This is a genomic window from Rhizobium sp. RAF56 (assembly GCF_052113965.1).
GTDB lineage: Bacteria > Pseudomonadota > Alphaproteobacteria > Rhizobiales > Rhizobiaceae > Rhizobium.
Map to the genome: position 1 here is coordinate 143,615 of NZ_JBFRDU010000006.1, position 14,478 is coordinate 158,092.

General features: G+C 62.4%; 21 protein-coding genes. 9 read left to right on the plus strand and 12 right to left on the minus strand.

Translation table 11 applies throughout. The features are described 5' to 3' along the window. Window positions 1–6: 6 nt before the first annotated feature. On the minus strand, window positions 7–411 hold the full coding sequence (locus AB4048_RS07105; RefSeq protein ID WP_442201223.1) for a hypothetical protein: 405 nt from the start codon (window positions 409–411) through the stop codon (window positions 7–9). 175 nt (window positions 412–586) lie between these two features. Here AB4048_RS07105 and AB4048_RS07110 point away from each other — a divergent pair, with 175 nt between their 5' ends. Beyond that, the gene (locus AB4048_RS07110) at window positions 587–1,039 is read left to right on the plus strand and encodes a DUF1810 domain-containing protein (RefSeq protein ID WP_442201224.1); all 453 of its coding nucleotides are present in this window, start codon (window positions 587–589) and stop codon (window positions 1,037–1,039) included. Here the strand turns inward: AB4048_RS07110 and AB4048_RS07115 are convergent. Then, window positions 1,036–1,545, minus strand: coding sequence for a GNAT family N-acetyltransferase (locus AB4048_RS07115; RefSeq protein WP_442201225.1), 510 nt, complete (start codon window positions 1,543–1,545; stop codon window positions 1,036–1,038). The two genes, AB4048_RS07110 and AB4048_RS07115, sit on opposite strands and share 4 nt — an antisense overlap. 146 nt (window positions 1,546–1,691) lie before the next feature. On the opposite strand from AB4048_RS07115, the gene AB4048_RS07120 reads away from it, so the two are divergent. Beyond that, window positions 1,692–1,877 carry a hypothetical protein gene (locus AB4048_RS07120; protein WP_442201226.1) on the plus strand — a complete coding sequence of 62 codons (186 nt, stop codon included), beginning with the start codon at window positions 1,692–1,694 and terminating at the stop codon, window positions 1,875–1,877. Between the two features lie 65 nt (window positions 1,878–1,942). Here AB4048_RS07120 and AB4048_RS07125 read toward each other — a convergent pair whose 3' ends face one another. From AB4048_RS07125 to AB4048_RS07140, 4 genes are all read right to left on the minus strand, one after another. Then, entirely contained in the window at window positions 1,943–2,218 is a 276-nt protein-coding gene (locus AB4048_RS07125) for a hypothetical protein (RefSeq protein ID WP_442201227.1), read from the minus strand. Between the two features lie 126 nt (window positions 2,219–2,344). Further along, complete coding sequence (gene gatA / locus AB4048_RS07130; protein WP_442201228.1) at window positions 2,345–3,826, minus strand: Asp-tRNA(Asn)/Glu-tRNA(Gln) amidotransferase subunit GatA; 1,482 nt, start codon at window positions 3,824–3,826, stop codon at window positions 2,345–2,347. Between the two features lie 56 nt (window positions 3,827–3,882). After that, complete coding sequence (gene gatC, locus AB4048_RS07135; protein WP_442201229.1) at window positions 3,883–4,170, minus strand: Asp-tRNA(Asn)/Glu-tRNA(Gln) amidotransferase subunit GatC; 288 nt, start codon at window positions 4,168–4,170, stop codon at window positions 3,883–3,885. Between the two features lie 99 nt (window positions 4,171–4,269). After that, window positions 4,270–4,974 (minus strand): metal-dependent hydrolase, encoded by a 705-nt coding sequence (locus tag AB4048_RS07140; protein ID WP_442201230.1) that lies wholly within the window; start codon window positions 4,972–4,974, stop codon window positions 4,270–4,272. 113 nt (window positions 4,975–5,087) lie between these two features. On the opposite strand from AB4048_RS07140, the gene ruvX reads away from it, so the two are divergent. After that, entirely contained in the window at window positions 5,088–5,582 is a 495-nt protein-coding gene (gene ruvX, locus AB4048_RS07145; protein WP_442201231.1) for a Holliday junction resolvase RuvX, read from the plus strand. Here the strand turns inward: ruvX and AB4048_RS07150 are convergent. The 3 genes from AB4048_RS07150 to AB4048_RS07160 form a co-directional block, all read right to left on the minus strand. After that, a complete protein-coding gene (locus AB4048_RS07150) occupies window positions 5,519–5,851 on the minus strand; it encodes a DUF6105 family protein (protein ID WP_442201232.1) in 333 nt (110 codons plus the stop codon). The two genes, ruvX and AB4048_RS07150, sit on opposite strands and share 64 nt — an antisense overlap. Beyond that, a complete protein-coding gene (locus tag AB4048_RS07155; RefSeq protein ID WP_442201233.1) occupies window positions 5,848–6,012 on the minus strand; it encodes a hypothetical protein in 165 nt (54 codons plus the stop codon). The genes AB4048_RS07150 and AB4048_RS07155 overlap by 4 nt, the downstream gene beginning before the upstream one ends. Window positions 6,013–6,128: 116 nt before the next feature. Further along, on the minus strand, window positions 6,129–6,788 hold the full coding sequence (locus AB4048_RS07160) for a TetR/AcrR family transcriptional regulator (protein ID WP_442201234.1): 660 nt from the start codon (window positions 6,786–6,788) through the stop codon (window positions 6,129–6,131). Window positions 6,789–6,938: 150 nt separating this feature from the next. Between AB4048_RS07160 and AB4048_RS07165 the strand changes: the two genes are divergently transcribed. Both AB4048_RS07165 and vapC read left to right on the plus strand, forming a co-directional pair. Then, the gene (locus AB4048_RS07165) at window positions 6,939–7,151 is read left to right on the plus strand and encodes a type II toxin-antitoxin system VapB family antitoxin (RefSeq protein WP_442201235.1); all 213 of its coding nucleotides are present in this window, start codon (window positions 6,939–6,941) and stop codon (window positions 7,149–7,151) included. Then, the gene (gene vapC / locus AB4048_RS07170) at window positions 7,148–7,537 is read left to right on the plus strand and encodes a type II toxin-antitoxin system VapC family toxin (protein ID WP_442201236.1); all 390 of its coding nucleotides are present in this window, start codon (window positions 7,148–7,150) and stop codon (window positions 7,535–7,537) included. Before AB4048_RS07165 ends, vapC begins: the two co-directional genes overlap by 4 nt. Window positions 7,538–7,560: 23 nt before the next feature. Here vapC and AB4048_RS07175 read toward each other — a convergent pair whose 3' ends face one another. Both AB4048_RS07175 and AB4048_RS07180 read right to left on the minus strand, forming a co-directional pair. Then, entirely contained in the window at window positions 7,561–8,178 is a 618-nt protein-coding gene (locus tag AB4048_RS07175; RefSeq protein WP_442201237.1) for a GNAT family N-acetyltransferase, read from the minus strand. A 61-nt stretch (window positions 8,179–8,239) separates the two neighbouring features. Beyond that, window positions 8,240–9,898: an acyl-CoA dehydrogenase family protein gene (locus tag AB4048_RS07180; RefSeq protein ID WP_442201238.1), complete on the minus strand. Its 1,659-nt coding sequence runs from the start codon at window positions 9,896–9,898 to the stop codon at window positions 8,240–8,242. 182 nt (window positions 9,899–10,080) lie between these two features. On the opposite strand from AB4048_RS07180, the gene AB4048_RS07185 reads away from it, so the two are divergent. Genes AB4048_RS07185 through dprA form a run of 4 tightly spaced genes read left to right on the plus strand, consistent with a single transcriptional unit; the run spans window position 10,081 to window position 14,120 of the window. Beyond that, window positions 10,081–11,037, plus strand: a complete 957-nt coding sequence (locus AB4048_RS07185) for an aspartate carbamoyltransferase catalytic subunit (protein ID WP_442201239.1) — start codon at window positions 10,081–10,083, stop codon at window positions 11,035–11,037. Continuing rightward, a complete protein-coding gene (locus AB4048_RS07190) occupies window positions 11,034–12,326 on the plus strand; it encodes a dihydroorotase (protein ID WP_442201240.1) in 1,293 nt (430 codons plus the stop codon). Before AB4048_RS07185 ends, AB4048_RS07190 begins: the two co-directional genes overlap by 4 nt. A 25-nt stretch (window positions 12,327–12,351) precedes the next feature. After that, a complete protein-coding gene (gene plsY, locus AB4048_RS07195) occupies window positions 12,352–12,972 on the plus strand; it encodes a glycerol-3-phosphate 1-O-acyltransferase PlsY (RefSeq protein ID WP_442201241.1) in 621 nt (206 codons plus the stop codon). Continuing rightward, the gene (gene dprA, locus AB4048_RS07200; RefSeq protein ID WP_442201242.1) at window positions 12,972–14,120 is read left to right on the plus strand and encodes a DNA-processing protein DprA; all 1,149 of its coding nucleotides are present in this window, start codon (window positions 12,972–12,974) and stop codon (window positions 14,118–14,120) included. The genes plsY and dprA overlap by 1 nt, the downstream gene beginning before the upstream one ends. Here the strand turns inward: dprA and AB4048_RS07205 are convergent. After that, on the minus strand, window positions 14,097–14,309 hold the full coding sequence (locus AB4048_RS07205; protein WP_442201243.1) for a hypothetical protein: 213 nt from the start codon (window positions 14,307–14,309) through the stop codon (window positions 14,097–14,099). The two genes, dprA and AB4048_RS07205, sit on opposite strands and share 24 nt — an antisense overlap. Window positions 14,310–14,478 lie beyond the last annotated feature (169 nt).

Sequence of the window (14,478 nt, forward strand, 5' to 3'; positions counted from 1 at the left end):
AGGCGCTTAGCGCGACGCAGCCTTCGGTGACGCCGCCGTTGATTCCTCTCCGGAAAAAATGATGGCAGCGAACATCAGCACGCCGATGAAGACGACGATCGAGGAGATGCCGACGACCGGCCCCATCGCCATATTGCCCTCGAGCAACAGGTAGAGCGACGGCACCAGCACGATGAGGCCGGCGGTATAGACATAGTATTGCAGCATCGCCAGACGCTTCTCGGCCTTCCTCGGATTGAAGGCGTGATAACAGCCGAAAAGCGCCATCGTCACCCAGCCGAGCAAGTTGTTGTGGGCGTGGGCGCCGAGCGCCGTATGATCATCAGAGATGGCCATCTGCAATCCCATGCCGATCCCGATGATCAAGAATATGATTGCAGTCTTGAAGTACAATTGTGCAATGCGCGGCATGAGAATCTCCCCTCGTTTGTGATGCTGCATTGGTATCACGGCGGAAATTCTTTGGAATATAGTCACGCCTAGCTATTTTGGATGAGCCCAAACCTTCGTGCAGGTGCCCGGATAATGACTTGAACGAAAGGCGACGTGGCCCAGATCCTTCACCAAGGTTAAAAGGAAACGCCCGATGCCGGGAGAGCATGACGACTACGACCTCGAACGCTTCGTCGAAGCACAGAACGGCGGCGTCTTCGATCGTGCGCTTGCTGAACTCAAGGCGGGGCGCAAGACATCGCACTGGATGTGGTTCGTCTTTCCGCAACCGGCAGGCCTTGGGTCGTCGGTGATGTCGCAACGCTACGCGATCCAGTCCACCCAGGAAGCCGCGGCCTATCTGGCTCACCCGCTTCTCGGATCGCGTCTGCGCCGTTGCGCCGAGGCGATGCTCGCGGTGCCCGGGAAATCCGCGCACGACATCCTCGGCTATCCCGACGACCTCAAATTCCGTTCGTCGATGACCCTTTTTGCGGCCGTAAGCGAACCGGCGTCGGTCTTCCACCAGGCGATCGACCGCTATTTCGACGGCATTCCCGACAGGAAGACGGTAGCGCTGATCGAAGCGCATGGCCGATATCGCTAGACGGACGGACCGTAAGCGCCGTCCTTGCCCTCGCCCAGTGGTTTCGACAGACCGACCGTTGGAACATCACGATCAAGTTGCGGCGAGTAGGCAACCGACAGCCAATGAATGGCGTAACCCTTCGCCTTGAAGAAACCGATCGCTTCCGTATTGCCCGAATGGCTCTGCAGCGCCGCTGTATCGAAGCCCTGCGCGACGATGTCCTTCTCTATCCGTTCGAGCAGGGCGGCACCGAGGCCGGTGCGCCGATAGCAAGGATCGATCCAGAAGTCAGAGATGTTTTCGTCAAGGGCCTCCCGCGCCGCCCATCCCGCGACGACCCCGTTCTTCTCGACCACGCTGATCGTCAGCCATGACTGCCGGATGAACTGAGAGAAGGCACTTTCGGCGCTATCGACCCGTGCGGCGGTTTCGCCGATCGTGGCGATCGCGCTTTGCCAGGCGCGCAGCCCGACGGTTGTCAAAACATCCACTTCGCCTTCATGCGCATTGCGAATATGAATCATCGCGCCTCCGCATCTTCAGCACAATAAAGCATCGATATCGCCGCCTTTCCAGCGGCTTCAGGCGATCAACACATGCCATAGGCGTCAAGCATTGCCGCATCGCGAACGGGATTGGACTCGGACAGCTTTCGCGCTATTTTAAATGCATGAGCAAAATACGGGAAAAAATCAGCTTCAAGGAACTTACTGAGTCCCAGGCGACTGCAGTGACTGAGGAGCACTATGAATCCTGGAAGAAAGACAAGATCCGGAAAGCGCTTCAGCAAACCGAAGACCGCTCGGCGATGATTTCGGCAAAGAAGGTGTGGGCGCGGTTCGGTTTTGAACGTTAGTTTCACACCGCAGGCTCTCGCGGATCTTGAGGCGATTGATTTTCACATCGCTGGAAGACCTTCGCTCAAGCAAGCGTCGAAAGCTCTGGCCTCATCGCAGTCCACTCCGCCGCAATCGCGACCCTCGCAATGGGTTTGCCGGCACGGCGATACCAGTAGGCGGCGTTGCCGTCGTCGCCTTCGACGCGGTGGCAGAGGGCGTGGCCCCAGTCGAACGGCGGCTCGCCCTCATGGTTCTGGCAGATGTCGTGCACGGCCTTCCACTCCGCGCCCATGGCGAAGTCCGCGGCTGCGAGGCGGTCGAGCGCCTCGATCATACGTTCGAGATCCGATTTGGACATCAGCTCGCCTCCCGATCTGCTGCGCGCAACCGCACCAAGGCTGCGGTTCACGCGATGTCTATGCCATAAAACGACTTCGCCGACCACGATGGTCGGCGACGGTCAATTTTCAGATTGCAAGTCCGGTTACCACCACTTCGCCGGGGTAAAACGTCCGGCGGCCCGTTCGATGACGTAGGCCGTCTTGAACAGGGTTTCCTCCTCGAAGGGCTTGCCGATCAATTGCAGGCCGAGCGGCAGACCCTTGTGGTCAAGGCCCGCGGGGACGGCGATCCCCGGCAGGCCGGCCATGTTCACCGTCACGGTGAAGATGTCGTTCAGGTACATCTTCACCGGATCGGACGCCAGATCCTCGTCGGCGACGCCGAAGGCGGAGGACGGGGTGGCGGGCGTCAGGATGGCGTCGACGCCGGCGGCGAAGACGATCTCGAAGTCGCGCTTGATCAGCGTACGGACCTGCTGGGCGCGCAGGTAATAGGCGTCGTAGTAGCCGGCAGACAGCACATAGGTGCCGATCATTATGCGACGCTTGACCTCCTGGCCGAAACCGGCGGCACGGGTCTTCTCGTACATGTCGACGATATCCTTGCCGTCGACGCGCAGGCCGTAGCGCACGCCGTCGTAGCGGGCAAGGTTCGAGGAGGCCTCGGCCGGCGCGACGATATAGTAGGCAGGCAGCGCATATGTCGTGTGCGGCAGCGAGATGTCGACGATTTCGGCGCCGGCGTCCTTCAGCCAGGCGATGCCCTTCTGCCAAAGCGTTTCGATCTCTTCCGGCATGCCGTCGACGCGATATTCCTTGGGAATGCCGATCTTCATGCCCTTCAGCGATTGGCCGAGGGCAGCCTCGTAATCCGGCACCGGCAGGTCAACGGACGTGGTGTCCTTGGGATCGACGCTTGCCATCGACTTCAGGAGAATGGCCGCATCGCGAACGTCGCGCGCGATGGGTCCCGCCTGGTCGAGCGAGGAAGCGAAGGCAACCGTGCCCCAGCGCGAGCAGCGTCCGTAGGTCGGCTTGATGCCGACTGTGCCGGTGAAGGCGGCGGGCTGGCGGATCGAGCCGCCGGTGTCGGTCGCGGTGGCGCCTGCGCAAAGATGCGCGGCCACGGCAGCGGCGGAGCCGCCCGACGAACCGCCGGGTACGAGCTGCTGGTTGGAGCCCGCGGCCCGCCACGGGTTGATGACCGCACCGTAGTGGGAGGTCTCGTTCGACGAGCCCATGGCGAACTCGTCCATGTTGAGCTTGCCGAGCATCACGGCGCCGTCGTCCCAGAGATTCTGGGTCACGGTCGATTCGTAGTGCGGCTTGAAGCCGTCGAGGATATGGCTCGCGGCTTGGGTGTGAATGCCTTCGGTGGCAAACAGGTCCTTGATGCCGAGCGGAATGCCTTCCAGCGCGCCGGCCTTGCCACCGGCGATGCGGGCATCGGATGCCTCGGCCATCAGCAGCGCCTTTTCCGGCGTGACCTTGATGTAGGCATTGAACTTGTCGTTCGCCGCCTCGATCGCCTGGATATAGGCCTCGGTCAGTTCGGTGGCTTTGATTTCCTTGGTGCGAAGCTTTTTGCGGGCTTCGGCAATGGTCAGGCTGGTGAGTTCGCTCATCGTGTTTCGCTTCGGATCTTGAAATGGCAACGGAGTCGGAATGGCGTCAGGCGCCCTTATTCGACAACTTTCGGCACCAGGAAAAAATTCTGATCGGTGATCGGGGCGTTGGCGACGATATCGGCGGCCTTGTTGCCATCCGTGACGTCATCGGGGCGCTTCTTCATCGCCATCGGCGTCACCGAGGTCATCGGCTCGACACCGCTTACGTCGACTTCGGAGAGCTGCTCGATAAAGCCGAGGATGCCGTTGAGCTCGCCCACCATCCGACCGGCTTCGTCGTCATTGAGGGCGATACGGGCAAGGCGCGCGACGCGCTTCACGGTGGCAAGGTCGACGGACATGGCACTCTCCAATGGGCTTGCCCGCGCGCAGCGCTGCGCGCGGGCTGATGTTGCTACCCGCTATAAAGGCCATATCCGCCGTGCGCAACGGGTGATGCGTCAGAACGACAGGGTCTCGCCCGGCCTCGGCACCGACACCCTCGTCTTCGCGCCTTCCATGCCGGCCAGGAATTTTTCCGGCGTCTGGTCGATGATCGGGAAGGTGCCATAGTGGCAGGGAATTGCGGTCTTGAAGCTGAAGAAGCGCTGGCAGGCGAGCGCCGCAACCGCCCCGCCCATCGTGAAGCGATCACCGATCGGAACGAGGCCGATGTCCGGCTGATGTAGTTCGTTGATCAACGCCATGTCGGAGAAGATATCCGTATCGCCCATGTGGAAGAGCGTCGGCTCGTCGTCGAAATGCAGCATCAGGCCATTGGCGCTGCCGAGCGCGTGCGAGACGCCGTCTTCTGTCACCTGGGCGGAGGAATGCAGCGCATTGGTGAAGGTGGCCGAGAAGCCGCCGAGCCCGACGGTTCCGCCGGTATTGCCGAGTTCCAGCTTTTCAACGCCCTTGGTGCCAAGCCAGGAGCCGAGATCGGCGTTGGCAAGCACGACCGCCCCTGTCTCCTTGGCAAGCGCCACCGTATCGCCGACATGGTCGCCGTGGCCGTGGGTCAACAGGATGTGCGTGATGTCAGCGCTGGCATCCTTGGCGCTCAGCCCGGCAAAGGAGGCGTTGTGTGTCAGGAACGGATCGATCAGGATCCGCGCATTGGCCGCTTCGATGCGAAAGGCTGCATGGCCAAGCCAGGTGATCTTCATGGTGTTCGCCTCCGATAGGTGATGTGAAGATGGCGGTGAATTGCTATGGACATATCTCAAGCAGCGGCAAAGAGAAGCCGTTTTTCATCAATTTCGTATGACGAGAATTGCCGATGTCAACGCTTACCATCGAAGAACTCTCCGCAGCGCTTCAGCCGGGCGAGGCAATTGCCGGGCTCGACCTCGGCACGAAGACGATCGGGATGGCCATGTCGGACCTTGGACGCCGCTTCGCCACGCCGCGTCCGGTGATCCGCCGGGTCAAGTTCACGCAGGATGCCGAGACCTTGCTCGCCTTTGCGCAGAAGGAAAAGGTGGCGGCCTTCGTCATCGGGCTTCCCATCAATATGGATGGCTCGGAAGGGCCGCGCGTGCAGGCGACGCGCGCCTTCGTGCGCAACATGGGGCAGAAGACCGCCCTGCCTTTCGTCTACTGGGATGAGAGGCTATCGACGGTCGCGGCCGAACGGGCGCTCATCGAAATGGACGTTTCGCGAGCCAAGCGTGCCGAACGGATCGATTCGGCCGCAGCGAGCTTCATCCTTCAGGGCGCACTCGACAGGCTGTCCTTGCTGGCAAGGCGGGATGCTTCCGATTTCGAGGACTGACGCGCCTGCCACCAGGCTCTGATCGCTATCCGCCGGCGAAAGCCGACGACAGCAAAGAGCACAAGGCTGTCCAGCACGATCGCGCGAGCGACAAGCGGTGGGATGTCTTGCGGCGGAATGCCAAGAATGCCGCCATAGATCTTAAACACCAGGTCGTGGACCTCGCGTGTGTACATGAAGATGCCGAAGCTCATGTCGTAGTAGGAAAGCCAGTACCAGCTCGCCAGAAAGGCGATCGGCCCCGCCCAGAAGATCAACAGCCACTTCATGCGGCACCCTCCTCGAACCGACGCGGCGATGTTCCGCTGGAAAGCACCAGCCAGTTCGACAGCGCCATGGCGCTCAGAACGACCGCCGGCACGGCGATGTCGAGCGCCAGCACGGCAAAGAAGGCCGTCGCCGCAACCAGTAACGCGAGTTTGACGAGCATGATCAAGCGGCCAACGATTGGTTAACAAAGGATTAACGAGACAGTGCCGCGTGAGGCGCGGCCGCGCAACGCAAACCACTCATTAAGGTTAACGGCCGCGGGCTTTGTGCACAGGCTCAGCCGTAGACGCCGCGCACGATGCGCTTCAACGCAGCTGCCGCCTTGTCCCAATCCTTCTGCGTTTTCAATGCAAAGCCGCCGCTCTGACCGCTGGTCGCGGCAGAGAGGACGAAATGCTGGATCGCGGCGAGCACGAGCGCGTTGACGGCCGCCGGGTCGACGCCCTTGGGCGGCGTCAGCGAGCCGCGCATCCGGTCGATCCAGACGGAAAGCGCCTTGGAGCGCGCCTCCGAAAGGCGCCTCACCTGTTCGCTGTTTTCGGAGATTTCCCAGGCAACGATGCGGCGCATCAGCGGATCGGACCTGAGCGCATCAAGAAAGAGTAGCGTCAGCCGCTCCATCAGGTCGCCATAGGTCAAGAAGAACATGCCGCCGGTGTCTTCCGGAATGCGATCCTTGACCCAGCTGCCGAGATCCGTTCCGATCGCCTCCACCAGCCCGTCAAGCCCGCCGTAGTAGCGATAGATCAGTTGCTTGTCGCAGCGCGCGCGACGCGCGACCGCATTGATGCCGAAGCCCTGGAAGCCCGCTTCTGCCAGCAGCGCCTTTGCGGCATCGAGAATGTTTCGCTCGGTCGCCGCGCGGTCGCGCACGCGCTTTTCCGGCTCGACGCGAACTTCGTCCGGTCTTTCGAGAACGGCGCTTGCAGCAGTCATATCTTTCAACCCCAGCCTGTCACTGCGCGGTGAGTAACAGCGCGCGCGGGCTCGGGCAACGAAAGCGGGAAGCCGCAGGCGGTAAAGTCTGTGGATATACCGAGGGCAATGTGTATACTTCTTCAGTCTCATACACATTGGAGATAGTGGATGCGTACCAATATAGAAATCGATGACTCCCTTATCGCTGAGGCGATGGCGGTGACGGGGTTGCCGACCAAGAAGGCGACTGTCGAAGAAGCCTTGAGAAATCTCGTGCGCCTGAACCGCCAAAGGAAAGCGATCGCGAGCATCGCCGGCCTTGGCTGGGAAGGCGATCTCGATGAGATGCGCGAAGGCCGGACGGGCGACCGACAGCCGTGATCGTCGTCGACACCTCGGTCTGGATCGACCACCTGCGGGGAAATGACAGCTCCGCCGTGCGTCGATTGAAGAGCATCGAGGACACGCAGGATATCCTCGTCGGCGACCTGATCCTCCTCGAGGTGCTACAGGGCGCGCGCAGCGAGCATCACGCCGCGCTAATCGCGGAAAGCCTCCGCCAATTCGAGATACGATCGATGCTCGATGACAGGCTCGCCGTTAAAGCGGCGCACAACTCTCGACGATTGCGAGAGCATGGCATCACTGTTCGCAAGACGATCGATATGATCATCGGCACTTTCTGCATCGAAAACGGCCACCTGCTTCTTCACGATGATCGGGACTTCGAACCGATGGCCGAGCATCTCGGGCTGCGGATTGCGTGACGTCAAAAATCACGGGATGCGCCTCACAGGCGCTGGCCGAACCAGACGGTCGCATCGGCTGGATCGGCAAAAGGTGGTCCGAGACGCGTGAGCCCCCTCGCCGCCCAGAACCGCAACGCTCCGCCGTTCAGCGGGTCGGCTCCCAGATGCACGCCGCGCACGCCGGCTAGCCGCGCCTTCTTTCGCCACGCGTCTAGCAGCGTGGCTCCAACACCCCTTCCCTGCAGGCGCGGCAGGAGGTTCATGTGGATGTGCGCCGGAAAGGCGGCGACGATAGCATCTGGTGTCCGAGGCGGATGATGGATCATAAACTGCAGCCGCTCATCGGCACTCCAGCCCGATTGATCACCTGAAGGATCCGGATGAATACGCCGCAACTCTGGCCACCACTCGCGTTCGAGCCGCTCCTCGAAGCTGCGCGTGTCAAATGCGCCGACGATGTAGCCGGCGACACCCGCCTCGTCCTCCACCACGAGGCAGGCCTCCGGATCGAAGCGGACATAGGGTGCCGAATAGATATCACTGATGAGGCTGCCATCGCGATAGAGCGGCGAAGTATCGCGCCCGGCATCGCCCGTCGCCAGAGTAACGGCCCGGATCTGGTCGATATCGCCAGCGGCTATCGCACGGACATGAACCACGACACTCTCAACAATTGCCCTAGCTTAACTTGTCGACAGACTGCCGACGCAGCGCTTTCTGCTATGCAGCCGGCGGATATAGGAGATCGACGATGTAGCTCGCGTCGAAGCGTGAATCGAGCATACCGTAGGTCGCGCGCCAGCCGCCTGCGAGCCGAGTTTCGATGAAAGCGTCGGCGATCTTGCCGGCACCGAGCCGGTAGAGCTCGGCAGCACCCGCGGCAAGTGCCATCTGCTCGATGAGCAATCGCGCCGCGCCCTCGTCCTGCTGGCAAAGCGCCATGGCCGCGCGCAGGACGTCGATGGTCTTCTTTCCGGCCGGCCCGAGATCGCGGGCAAGCCCGGCGAAAACGGTCTCGAACAAATCCGGGCCGCGATTGAGCACGCGCAGAACGTCAAGCGCCATGACGTTGCCCGAGCCTTCCCAGATTGCGTTGACCGGGGCTTCCCGGTAGTGCCGGGCGATCGGCCGCTCCTCGATATAGCCGCTGCCGCCGATGCACTCCATCGCCTCGTAGATCAGCGCGGGCGCGATCTTGCAGCACCAGTATTTGGCAACCGGCGTCATCACGCGGGCATAGGCCGCGTCGTCGGCGCTATCGCGCGCCTTGTCGAAGGCCTCAGAGAGGCGGAAGGCGAGCGCGGTCGCCGCCGCGACGTCGAGAGCCATGTCGGCGAGCACGCGCGTCATGATCGGCTGCGACACCAGCGGTTTGCCGAAGACGTTTCTGCCACGCGCATGGTGCACCGCCTCGGCGAGCGAGGCGCGCATGATGCCGGCCGACGCCAGCGCGCAATCGAGCCGGGTGAGCGTCACCATATCCAGGATAGTGCGGATGCCGCCGTCCGCAGGGCCGAGCAGGAAACCGAACGTATCGGAGAACTCCACCTCCGAAGAAGCATTCGAGCGGTTGCCGATCTTGTCCTTCAGCCGCTGAAACCTCAGCCCGTTGGCGGAACCGTCCTCAAGGAGCCGCGGCACGAGGAAGCAGCCCATCCCCTCCTTCGTCTGCGCCAGCATGATGAAGGCGTCGCTCATCGGCGCCGACATGAACCACTTGTGCCCGGAAAGGCGGTAGATGCCCTCGCTGACCTTCTCGGCCGCCGTCGTATTGGCGCGAACGTCCGTTCCGCCCTGTTTTTCGGTCATCCCCATGCCGATGGTGACTGCCGTCTTCTGCATCGCCGGTTTGTTGGACGAATCGTATTTTCGCGAAAGAATCTTCGGCGCCCAATCCTTCTGCACCGCAGGCGAAGCCATCAGCGCGGCGACCGAAGCGCTCGTCATCGTCAGCGGGCAGAGATGGCCGCTTTCGAGCTGCGCCGTCAGATAGAAGCGCGCCGCGCGCACCTTGTGCGACTGGCCCTTGGCTTCCGGATCGGCCTGCGGATCCCAGATGGACGAGTGCAGGCCGGCCGCCATCGAGCGGCGCATCAGGGCGTGCCAGGCGGGATGGAACTCGACGACATCCAGGCGCTCGCCGCGCGGCCCGTGGGTGCGCAGCTGAGGCACGCCTTGGTTCGCCATGCGCGCCAACTCCTGCGCTTCGTGGGACGTCACATAGCGGCCCATCTGTTCAAGGTCGTCGCGCACGGCGCGCGGCAGGCCGGAGGTCAGGTCGACGATCAGCGGATCCGAACGATAGGCGTTGACGCCGGTCCACAGACTGGGCTGGTTGAGGTCGGCAAATTTGTCGTCGGTCCGCGGCGCTTGGGTCATGAATCGCTTCTAGAGCAAGAGGATGCCAAAAGGAAACGGGAAGTTTTGTCTTCGCCTGCCGGCTACAACAGGGATTTGAAGCGAATTGCACGGGAAACACACCCCGCCTCGCCGAGCGCCCGCTTGCGGCGACCGCGGCCACTCTTTATAGAGCGCCTGACGACACCCCGGAGGGCAGGTTTATGGTCTTTTTCCCCCACCGCCACCTCATCGGCATCAAGGGCCTGACGGAACAGGATATCACCTATCTTCTCGACAGGGCCGACGAGGCCGTGAAGATCAGCCGCCAGCGCGAGAAGAAGACCTCGACGCTTAGGGGACTGACGCAGATCAACCTCTTCTTCGAAGCTTCGACCCGCACGCAATCCTCGTTCGAACTGGCCGGCAAACGGCTCGGCGCCGACGTGATGAACATGTCGGTCGGCAATTCCTCGGTGAAGAAAGGCGAAACGCTGATCGATACGGCGATGACGCTGAACGCGATGCGCCCGGACGTGCTGGTCATCCGGCATTCGAGCGCGGGCGCTGCCGCCCTCCTGGCGCAAAAGGTTTCCTGCTCGGTGGTCAATGCCGGCGACGGTCAGCATGAGCATCCGACGCAGGCGCTGCTCGACGCGCTCACCATCCGCCGCGCCAGGGGCAAGCTTTCGCGCATCATCGTGGCGATCTGCGGCGACGTGCTGCATTCGCGCGTGGCGCGCTCAAACATTCTGCTGCTCAACGCCATGGGTGCACGGGTGCGGGTCGTGGCTCCCGCCACGCTGCTCCCCGCCGGCATCACCGAGATGGGCGTCGAGGTCTTCCACTCGATGAAGGAAGGGCTGAAGGACGCTGATGTCGTGATGATGCTGCGGCTGCAGCGCGAGCGCATGTCCGGCGCCTTCGTACCTTCGGTGCGTGAATACTATCATTTCTACGGGCTGGACGCCGAGACCTTGAAGGCTGCAAAGGAGGATGCGCTGGTCATGCATCCGGGGCCGATGAACCGCGGGGTCGAGATTTCCTCTGAAGTCGCGGACGGCCCGCAGAGCGTGATCGCCGAGCAGGTGGAGATGGGCGTCGCGGTGCGCATGGCGGTCATGGAAACGCTCCTCGTCTCACAGAATCAGGGTCCACGCAGCGAGGGAGCCGACGCATGAGCAATTCGATCGTCCTCACCAATGTGCGCATCGTCGATCCGTCGCGCAATCTGGACGAAATCGGCGCCATCGCGGTGGAAAACGGCATCGTCGTCGCCGCCGGTAAAGACGCCGCCGGCCTCCACGCGCCCAAGGGCGCCGTCGTTCGCGACTGTAGCGGCCTGGTCGCCATCCCTGGGCTAGTGGACGCGCGCGTTCACATCGGGGAACCGGGCGCCGAACACCGCGAGACGATCGCATCCGCCAGCCGAGCGGCGGCTGCGGGCGGCGTGACGTCGATCATCATGATGCCCGACACCGATCCTGTCATCGACGACATCGCGCTGGTCGAGTTCGTCAAGAAGACCGCGCACGACAAGGCGCGCGTCAACGTTTATCCGGCCGCAGCGATCACCAAGGGGCTCGCCGGCGAGGAAATGACCGAGATCGGCCTCTTGAGCCAAGCAGGCGCCGTCGTCTTTACGGACGGCCGCCACAGCGTCCATGATACCCAAGTGCTGCGGCGCGTCATGACCTATGCCCGCGAATTCGACGCCGTCATTTCCTGCGAAACGCGCGACAAATATCTCGGCGCCAACGGCGTCATGCACGAAGGGCTGCTGGCGAGCTGGCTCGGCCTTTCCGGCATCCCGAAGGAAACCGAGATCCTGCCGCTGGAGCGAGACTTGCGTATCGCCGGATTGACGCGCAGCAAATACCATGCGGCGATGATTTCCGTGCCCGAATCTGCCGAAGCGATCCGGCTTGCGCGCAGCCGCGGCGCAAAAGTCACCTGCGGCATCTCCATCAACAACCTGACGCTCAACGAAAACGACATCGGCGAATACAGGACGTTCTTCAAGCTCTATCCGCCGCTGCGCTCGGAGGACGACCGCGTTGCCATGGTCGAGGCACTCGCTGACGGGACGATCGACATTATCGTTTCCTCGCACGATCCGCAGGATGTCGACACGAAACGCCTGCCGTTTGCGGAGGCCGCCGATGGCGCAGTCGGCCTGGAAACGCTGCTTGCGGCAGCCTTGCGGCTCCATCACAGCGGACAGGTCAGCCTCATGCGGCTGATTGACGCCCTGTCGACCCGCCCGGCTCAGATCTTCGGGCTCGACGCCGGTACGCTGAAGCCAGGCGCGAAGGCCGATATCACACTGATCAATCTCGACGAACCTTGGCTCCTTTCGAGAGACATGCTCCTGTCGCGCTCGAAGAATACGCCATTCGAAGACGCCCGTTTCACCGGCCGCGCCGTCGCCACCTTCGTGGGCGGCGATCTGGTCTCTGCGATTGACTGAATAGCCGAGGCCAAAGGGAGGGCCGATGATATCCGATCTCAACACATGGCAGCTGACGCTGCCGACCGCACTTTCGGCCGTTGTCATCGGCTATTTCCTAGGTTCCATCCCGTTCGGCCTGATCCTGACCCGCATGGCGGGCCTCGGCGACGTCCGCAAGATTGGCTCCGGCAACATCGGCGCGACCAACGTGCTGCGCACCGGCAACAAGAAGCTCGCGGCCGCCACCCTCCTCCTCGACGCCTTCAAGGGCACGCTGGCCGTTCTGGTCGCGTGGAAGCTCTTCGGCGACGAGGCCGGCGTGCTTGCCGGGTTTTTCGCCTTCATCGGCCATCTCTTCCCGGTCTGGATCGGCTTCAAGGGCGGCAAGGGCGTGGCAACCTATATGGGCATCCTGCTCGGTCTCGCGCCGTTGATGGTCGCGCTCTTCGCGCTGATATGGCTCGCCATCGCTTTCGTCACCCGTTACTCGTCCCTTTCCGCATTGGTTGCAACACTTGTCATTCCGGTTGCATTGTGGATACTAGGCTCCGAAAAGATTGCCGCCGCGATGGCGCTCATGACTGTCATCACTTGGTGGAAGCATAAGGCCAATATCGCGCGGCTCGCCGCCGGCACGGAAAGCAAGATCGGAGCCAAGGGATAATGCAAGCCGCGGGCGCAGGACGAACAGGGATTGCGCTCACCGAAAAACAGAGGATCGCCTGGCTGAGGCTGATCCGCTCCGACAATGTCGGCCCTGCCACCTTTCGCGACCTTATCAATCATTTCGGCTCGGCCGAAGCAGCGCTGGCCGCGCTGCCGGAACTGTCGCAGCGCGGCGGCGCGACGCGCGCAATCCGTGTCGCAAGCGTTGACGACGCCCAGCGCGAACTGGAAGCGGCAGACCGGTTCGGCGCCCGATTCGTCGGAATCGGCGAGCCCGACTACCCCCCAGCGCTCCGCCAGATCGACGGCGCCCCACCGCTGCTCGCCGTAAAAGGCAACCTTTCGGCCGCCGCGCGGCCGGCGGTCGGCATCGTCGGTTCGCGTAACGCCTCGATCAGCGGCGCCAAGTTCGCGGCAATGATCGCGCGCGACTGCGGGCGGGCCGGCTACACGGTGATCTCGGGGCTTGCCCGCGGCATCGACGCGGCCGCCCACCGCGCGAGCCTCGACACCGGCACGATCGCCGCCATGGCCGGGGGCCTCGACCAACCCTACCCGCCGGAAAACGTCGGCTTGCTGCAGGATATCTGGAACGGCGACGGCATCGCCATCAGCGAAATGCCCTTCGGCTGGGAGCCGCGTGCCCGCGACTTTCCGCGCCGCAACCGGCTCATCGCCGGTGTGGCGTTGGGGCTGGTGGTGGTGGAGGCGGCGACGCGTTCCGGCTCACTGATCACGGCGCGGCTCGCCGGCGAGTTCGGCCGGCTCGTCTTCGCCGTCCCCGGCTCTCCGCTCGACCCGCGTTGCCATGGCACAAACGGTCTCCTGAAGGAGGGAGCCATGATCGTAACGGCGAGCGACGACATTCTCGAGGCGCTTGCGCCGCTCTCCAAGATCGACCTGTTCAGCCCGCCCGTGGCTGAGGAGCCATTGGCTGAAAACGACAAGCCGCTGATGCTTCCACCCGACGAAACGGAGCGGACGCGGATCACGGATGCTTTGGGAATCACGCCCGTCGAAATCGACGACATCATCAGGCACACCGGCCTGCCCGCCTCGTCCGTCTATCTGGTTCTTCTCGAACTCGACATCGCCGGACGACTGCACCGTCATGCCGGTGGGCTAGTGTCGCTGGCTTTGGACTGAGGCACTCTGCAACAGTCCGACCTGCAGGTCCCCGGCTTCCACATAGGCCATCTCGATCAGATAGCACAGCATGTCGGCGTGCTCCTCTTCGGCGATTTGGCGCAACTGACCCAGCATATCCCTGATATAGGTAATGCTCCTTATTGCCGTTGAACTTTTGCCATCGATTTTTGCAAACTTGGGGGCCATGCGACATCCTGATCGAATCGGCGAATTAGGGCGTCGGATTATGTGCTTCGCCTACACGCACCTGACGATAGCCAAAATATCTAAAATTGCAATACGTTCTAAATCTTCTATAGGTTGTATTGCGTTGCAAAGGCAAAAATGAGGGCTGCCTCTTGACCACGGCGAATTC

Bases quoted from the DNA above. Each gene is read 5' to 3' on its own strand.
- AB4048_RS07105 (WP_442201223.1), bottom strand. From the start codon at position 411: ATGCCGCGCATTGCACAATTGTACTTCAAGACTGCAATCATATTCTTG.
- AB4048_RS07110 (WP_442201224.1), top strand. From the start codon at position 587: ATGCCGGGAGAGCATGACGACTACGACCTCGAACGCTTCGTCGAAGCA.
- AB4048_RS07115 (WP_442201225.1), bottom strand. From the start codon at position 1,545: ATGATTCATATTCGCAATGCGCATGAAGGCGAAGTGGATGTTTTGACA.
- AB4048_RS07120 (WP_442201226.1), top strand. From the start codon at position 1,692: ATGAGCAAAATACGGGAAAAAATCAGCTTCAAGGAACTTACTGAGTCC.
- AB4048_RS07125 (WP_442201227.1), bottom strand. From the start codon at position 2,218: ATGTCCAAATCGGATCTCGAACGTATGATCGAGGCGCTCGACCGCCTC.
- gatA (WP_442201228.1), bottom strand. From the start codon at position 3,826: ATGAGCGAACTCACCAGCCTGACCATTGCCGAAGCCCGCAAAAAGCTT.
- gatC (WP_442201229.1), bottom strand. From the start codon at position 4,170: ATGTCCGTCGACCTTGCCACCGTGAAGCGCGTCGCGCGCCTTGCCCGT.
- AB4048_RS07140 (WP_442201230.1), bottom strand. From the start codon at position 4,974: ATGAAGATCACCTGGCTTGGCCATGCAGCCTTTCGCATCGAAGCGGCC.
- ruvX (WP_442201231.1), top strand. From the start codon at position 5,088: ATGTCAACGCTTACCATCGAAGAACTCTCCGCAGCGCTTCAGCCGGGC.
- AB4048_RS07150 (WP_442201232.1), bottom strand. From the start codon at position 5,851: ATGAAGTGGCTGTTGATCTTCTGGGCGGGGCCGATCGCCTTTCTGGCG.
- AB4048_RS07155 (WP_442201233.1), bottom strand. From the start codon at position 6,012: ATGCTCGTCAAACTCGCGTTACTGGTTGCGGCGACGGCCTTCTTTGCC.
- AB4048_RS07160 (WP_442201234.1), bottom strand. From the start codon at position 6,788: ATGACTGCTGCAAGCGCCGTTCTCGAAAGACCGGACGAAGTTCGCGTC.
- AB4048_RS07165 (WP_442201235.1), top strand. From the start codon at position 6,939: ATGCGTACCAATATAGAAATCGATGACTCCCTTATCGCTGAGGCGATG.
- AB4048_RS07180 (WP_442201238.1), bottom strand. From the start codon at position 9,898: ATGACCCAAGCGCCGCGGACCGACGACAAATTTGCCGACCTCAACCAG.
- AB4048_RS07185 (WP_442201239.1), top strand. From the start codon at position 10,081: ATGGTCTTTTTCCCCCACCGCCACCTCATCGGCATCAAGGGCCTGACG.
- AB4048_RS07190 (WP_442201240.1), top strand. From the start codon at position 11,034: ATGAGCAATTCGATCGTCCTCACCAATGTGCGCATCGTCGATCCGTCG.
- plsY (WP_442201241.1), top strand. From the start codon at position 12,352: ATGATATCCGATCTCAACACATGGCAGCTGACGCTGCCGACCGCACTT.
- dprA (WP_442201242.1), top strand. From the start codon at position 12,972: ATGCAAGCCGCGGGCGCAGGACGAACAGGGATTGCGCTCACCGAAAAA.
- AB4048_RS07205 (WP_442201243.1), bottom strand. From the start codon at position 14,309: ATGGCCCCCAAGTTTGCAAAAATCGATGGCAAAAGTTCAACGGCAATA.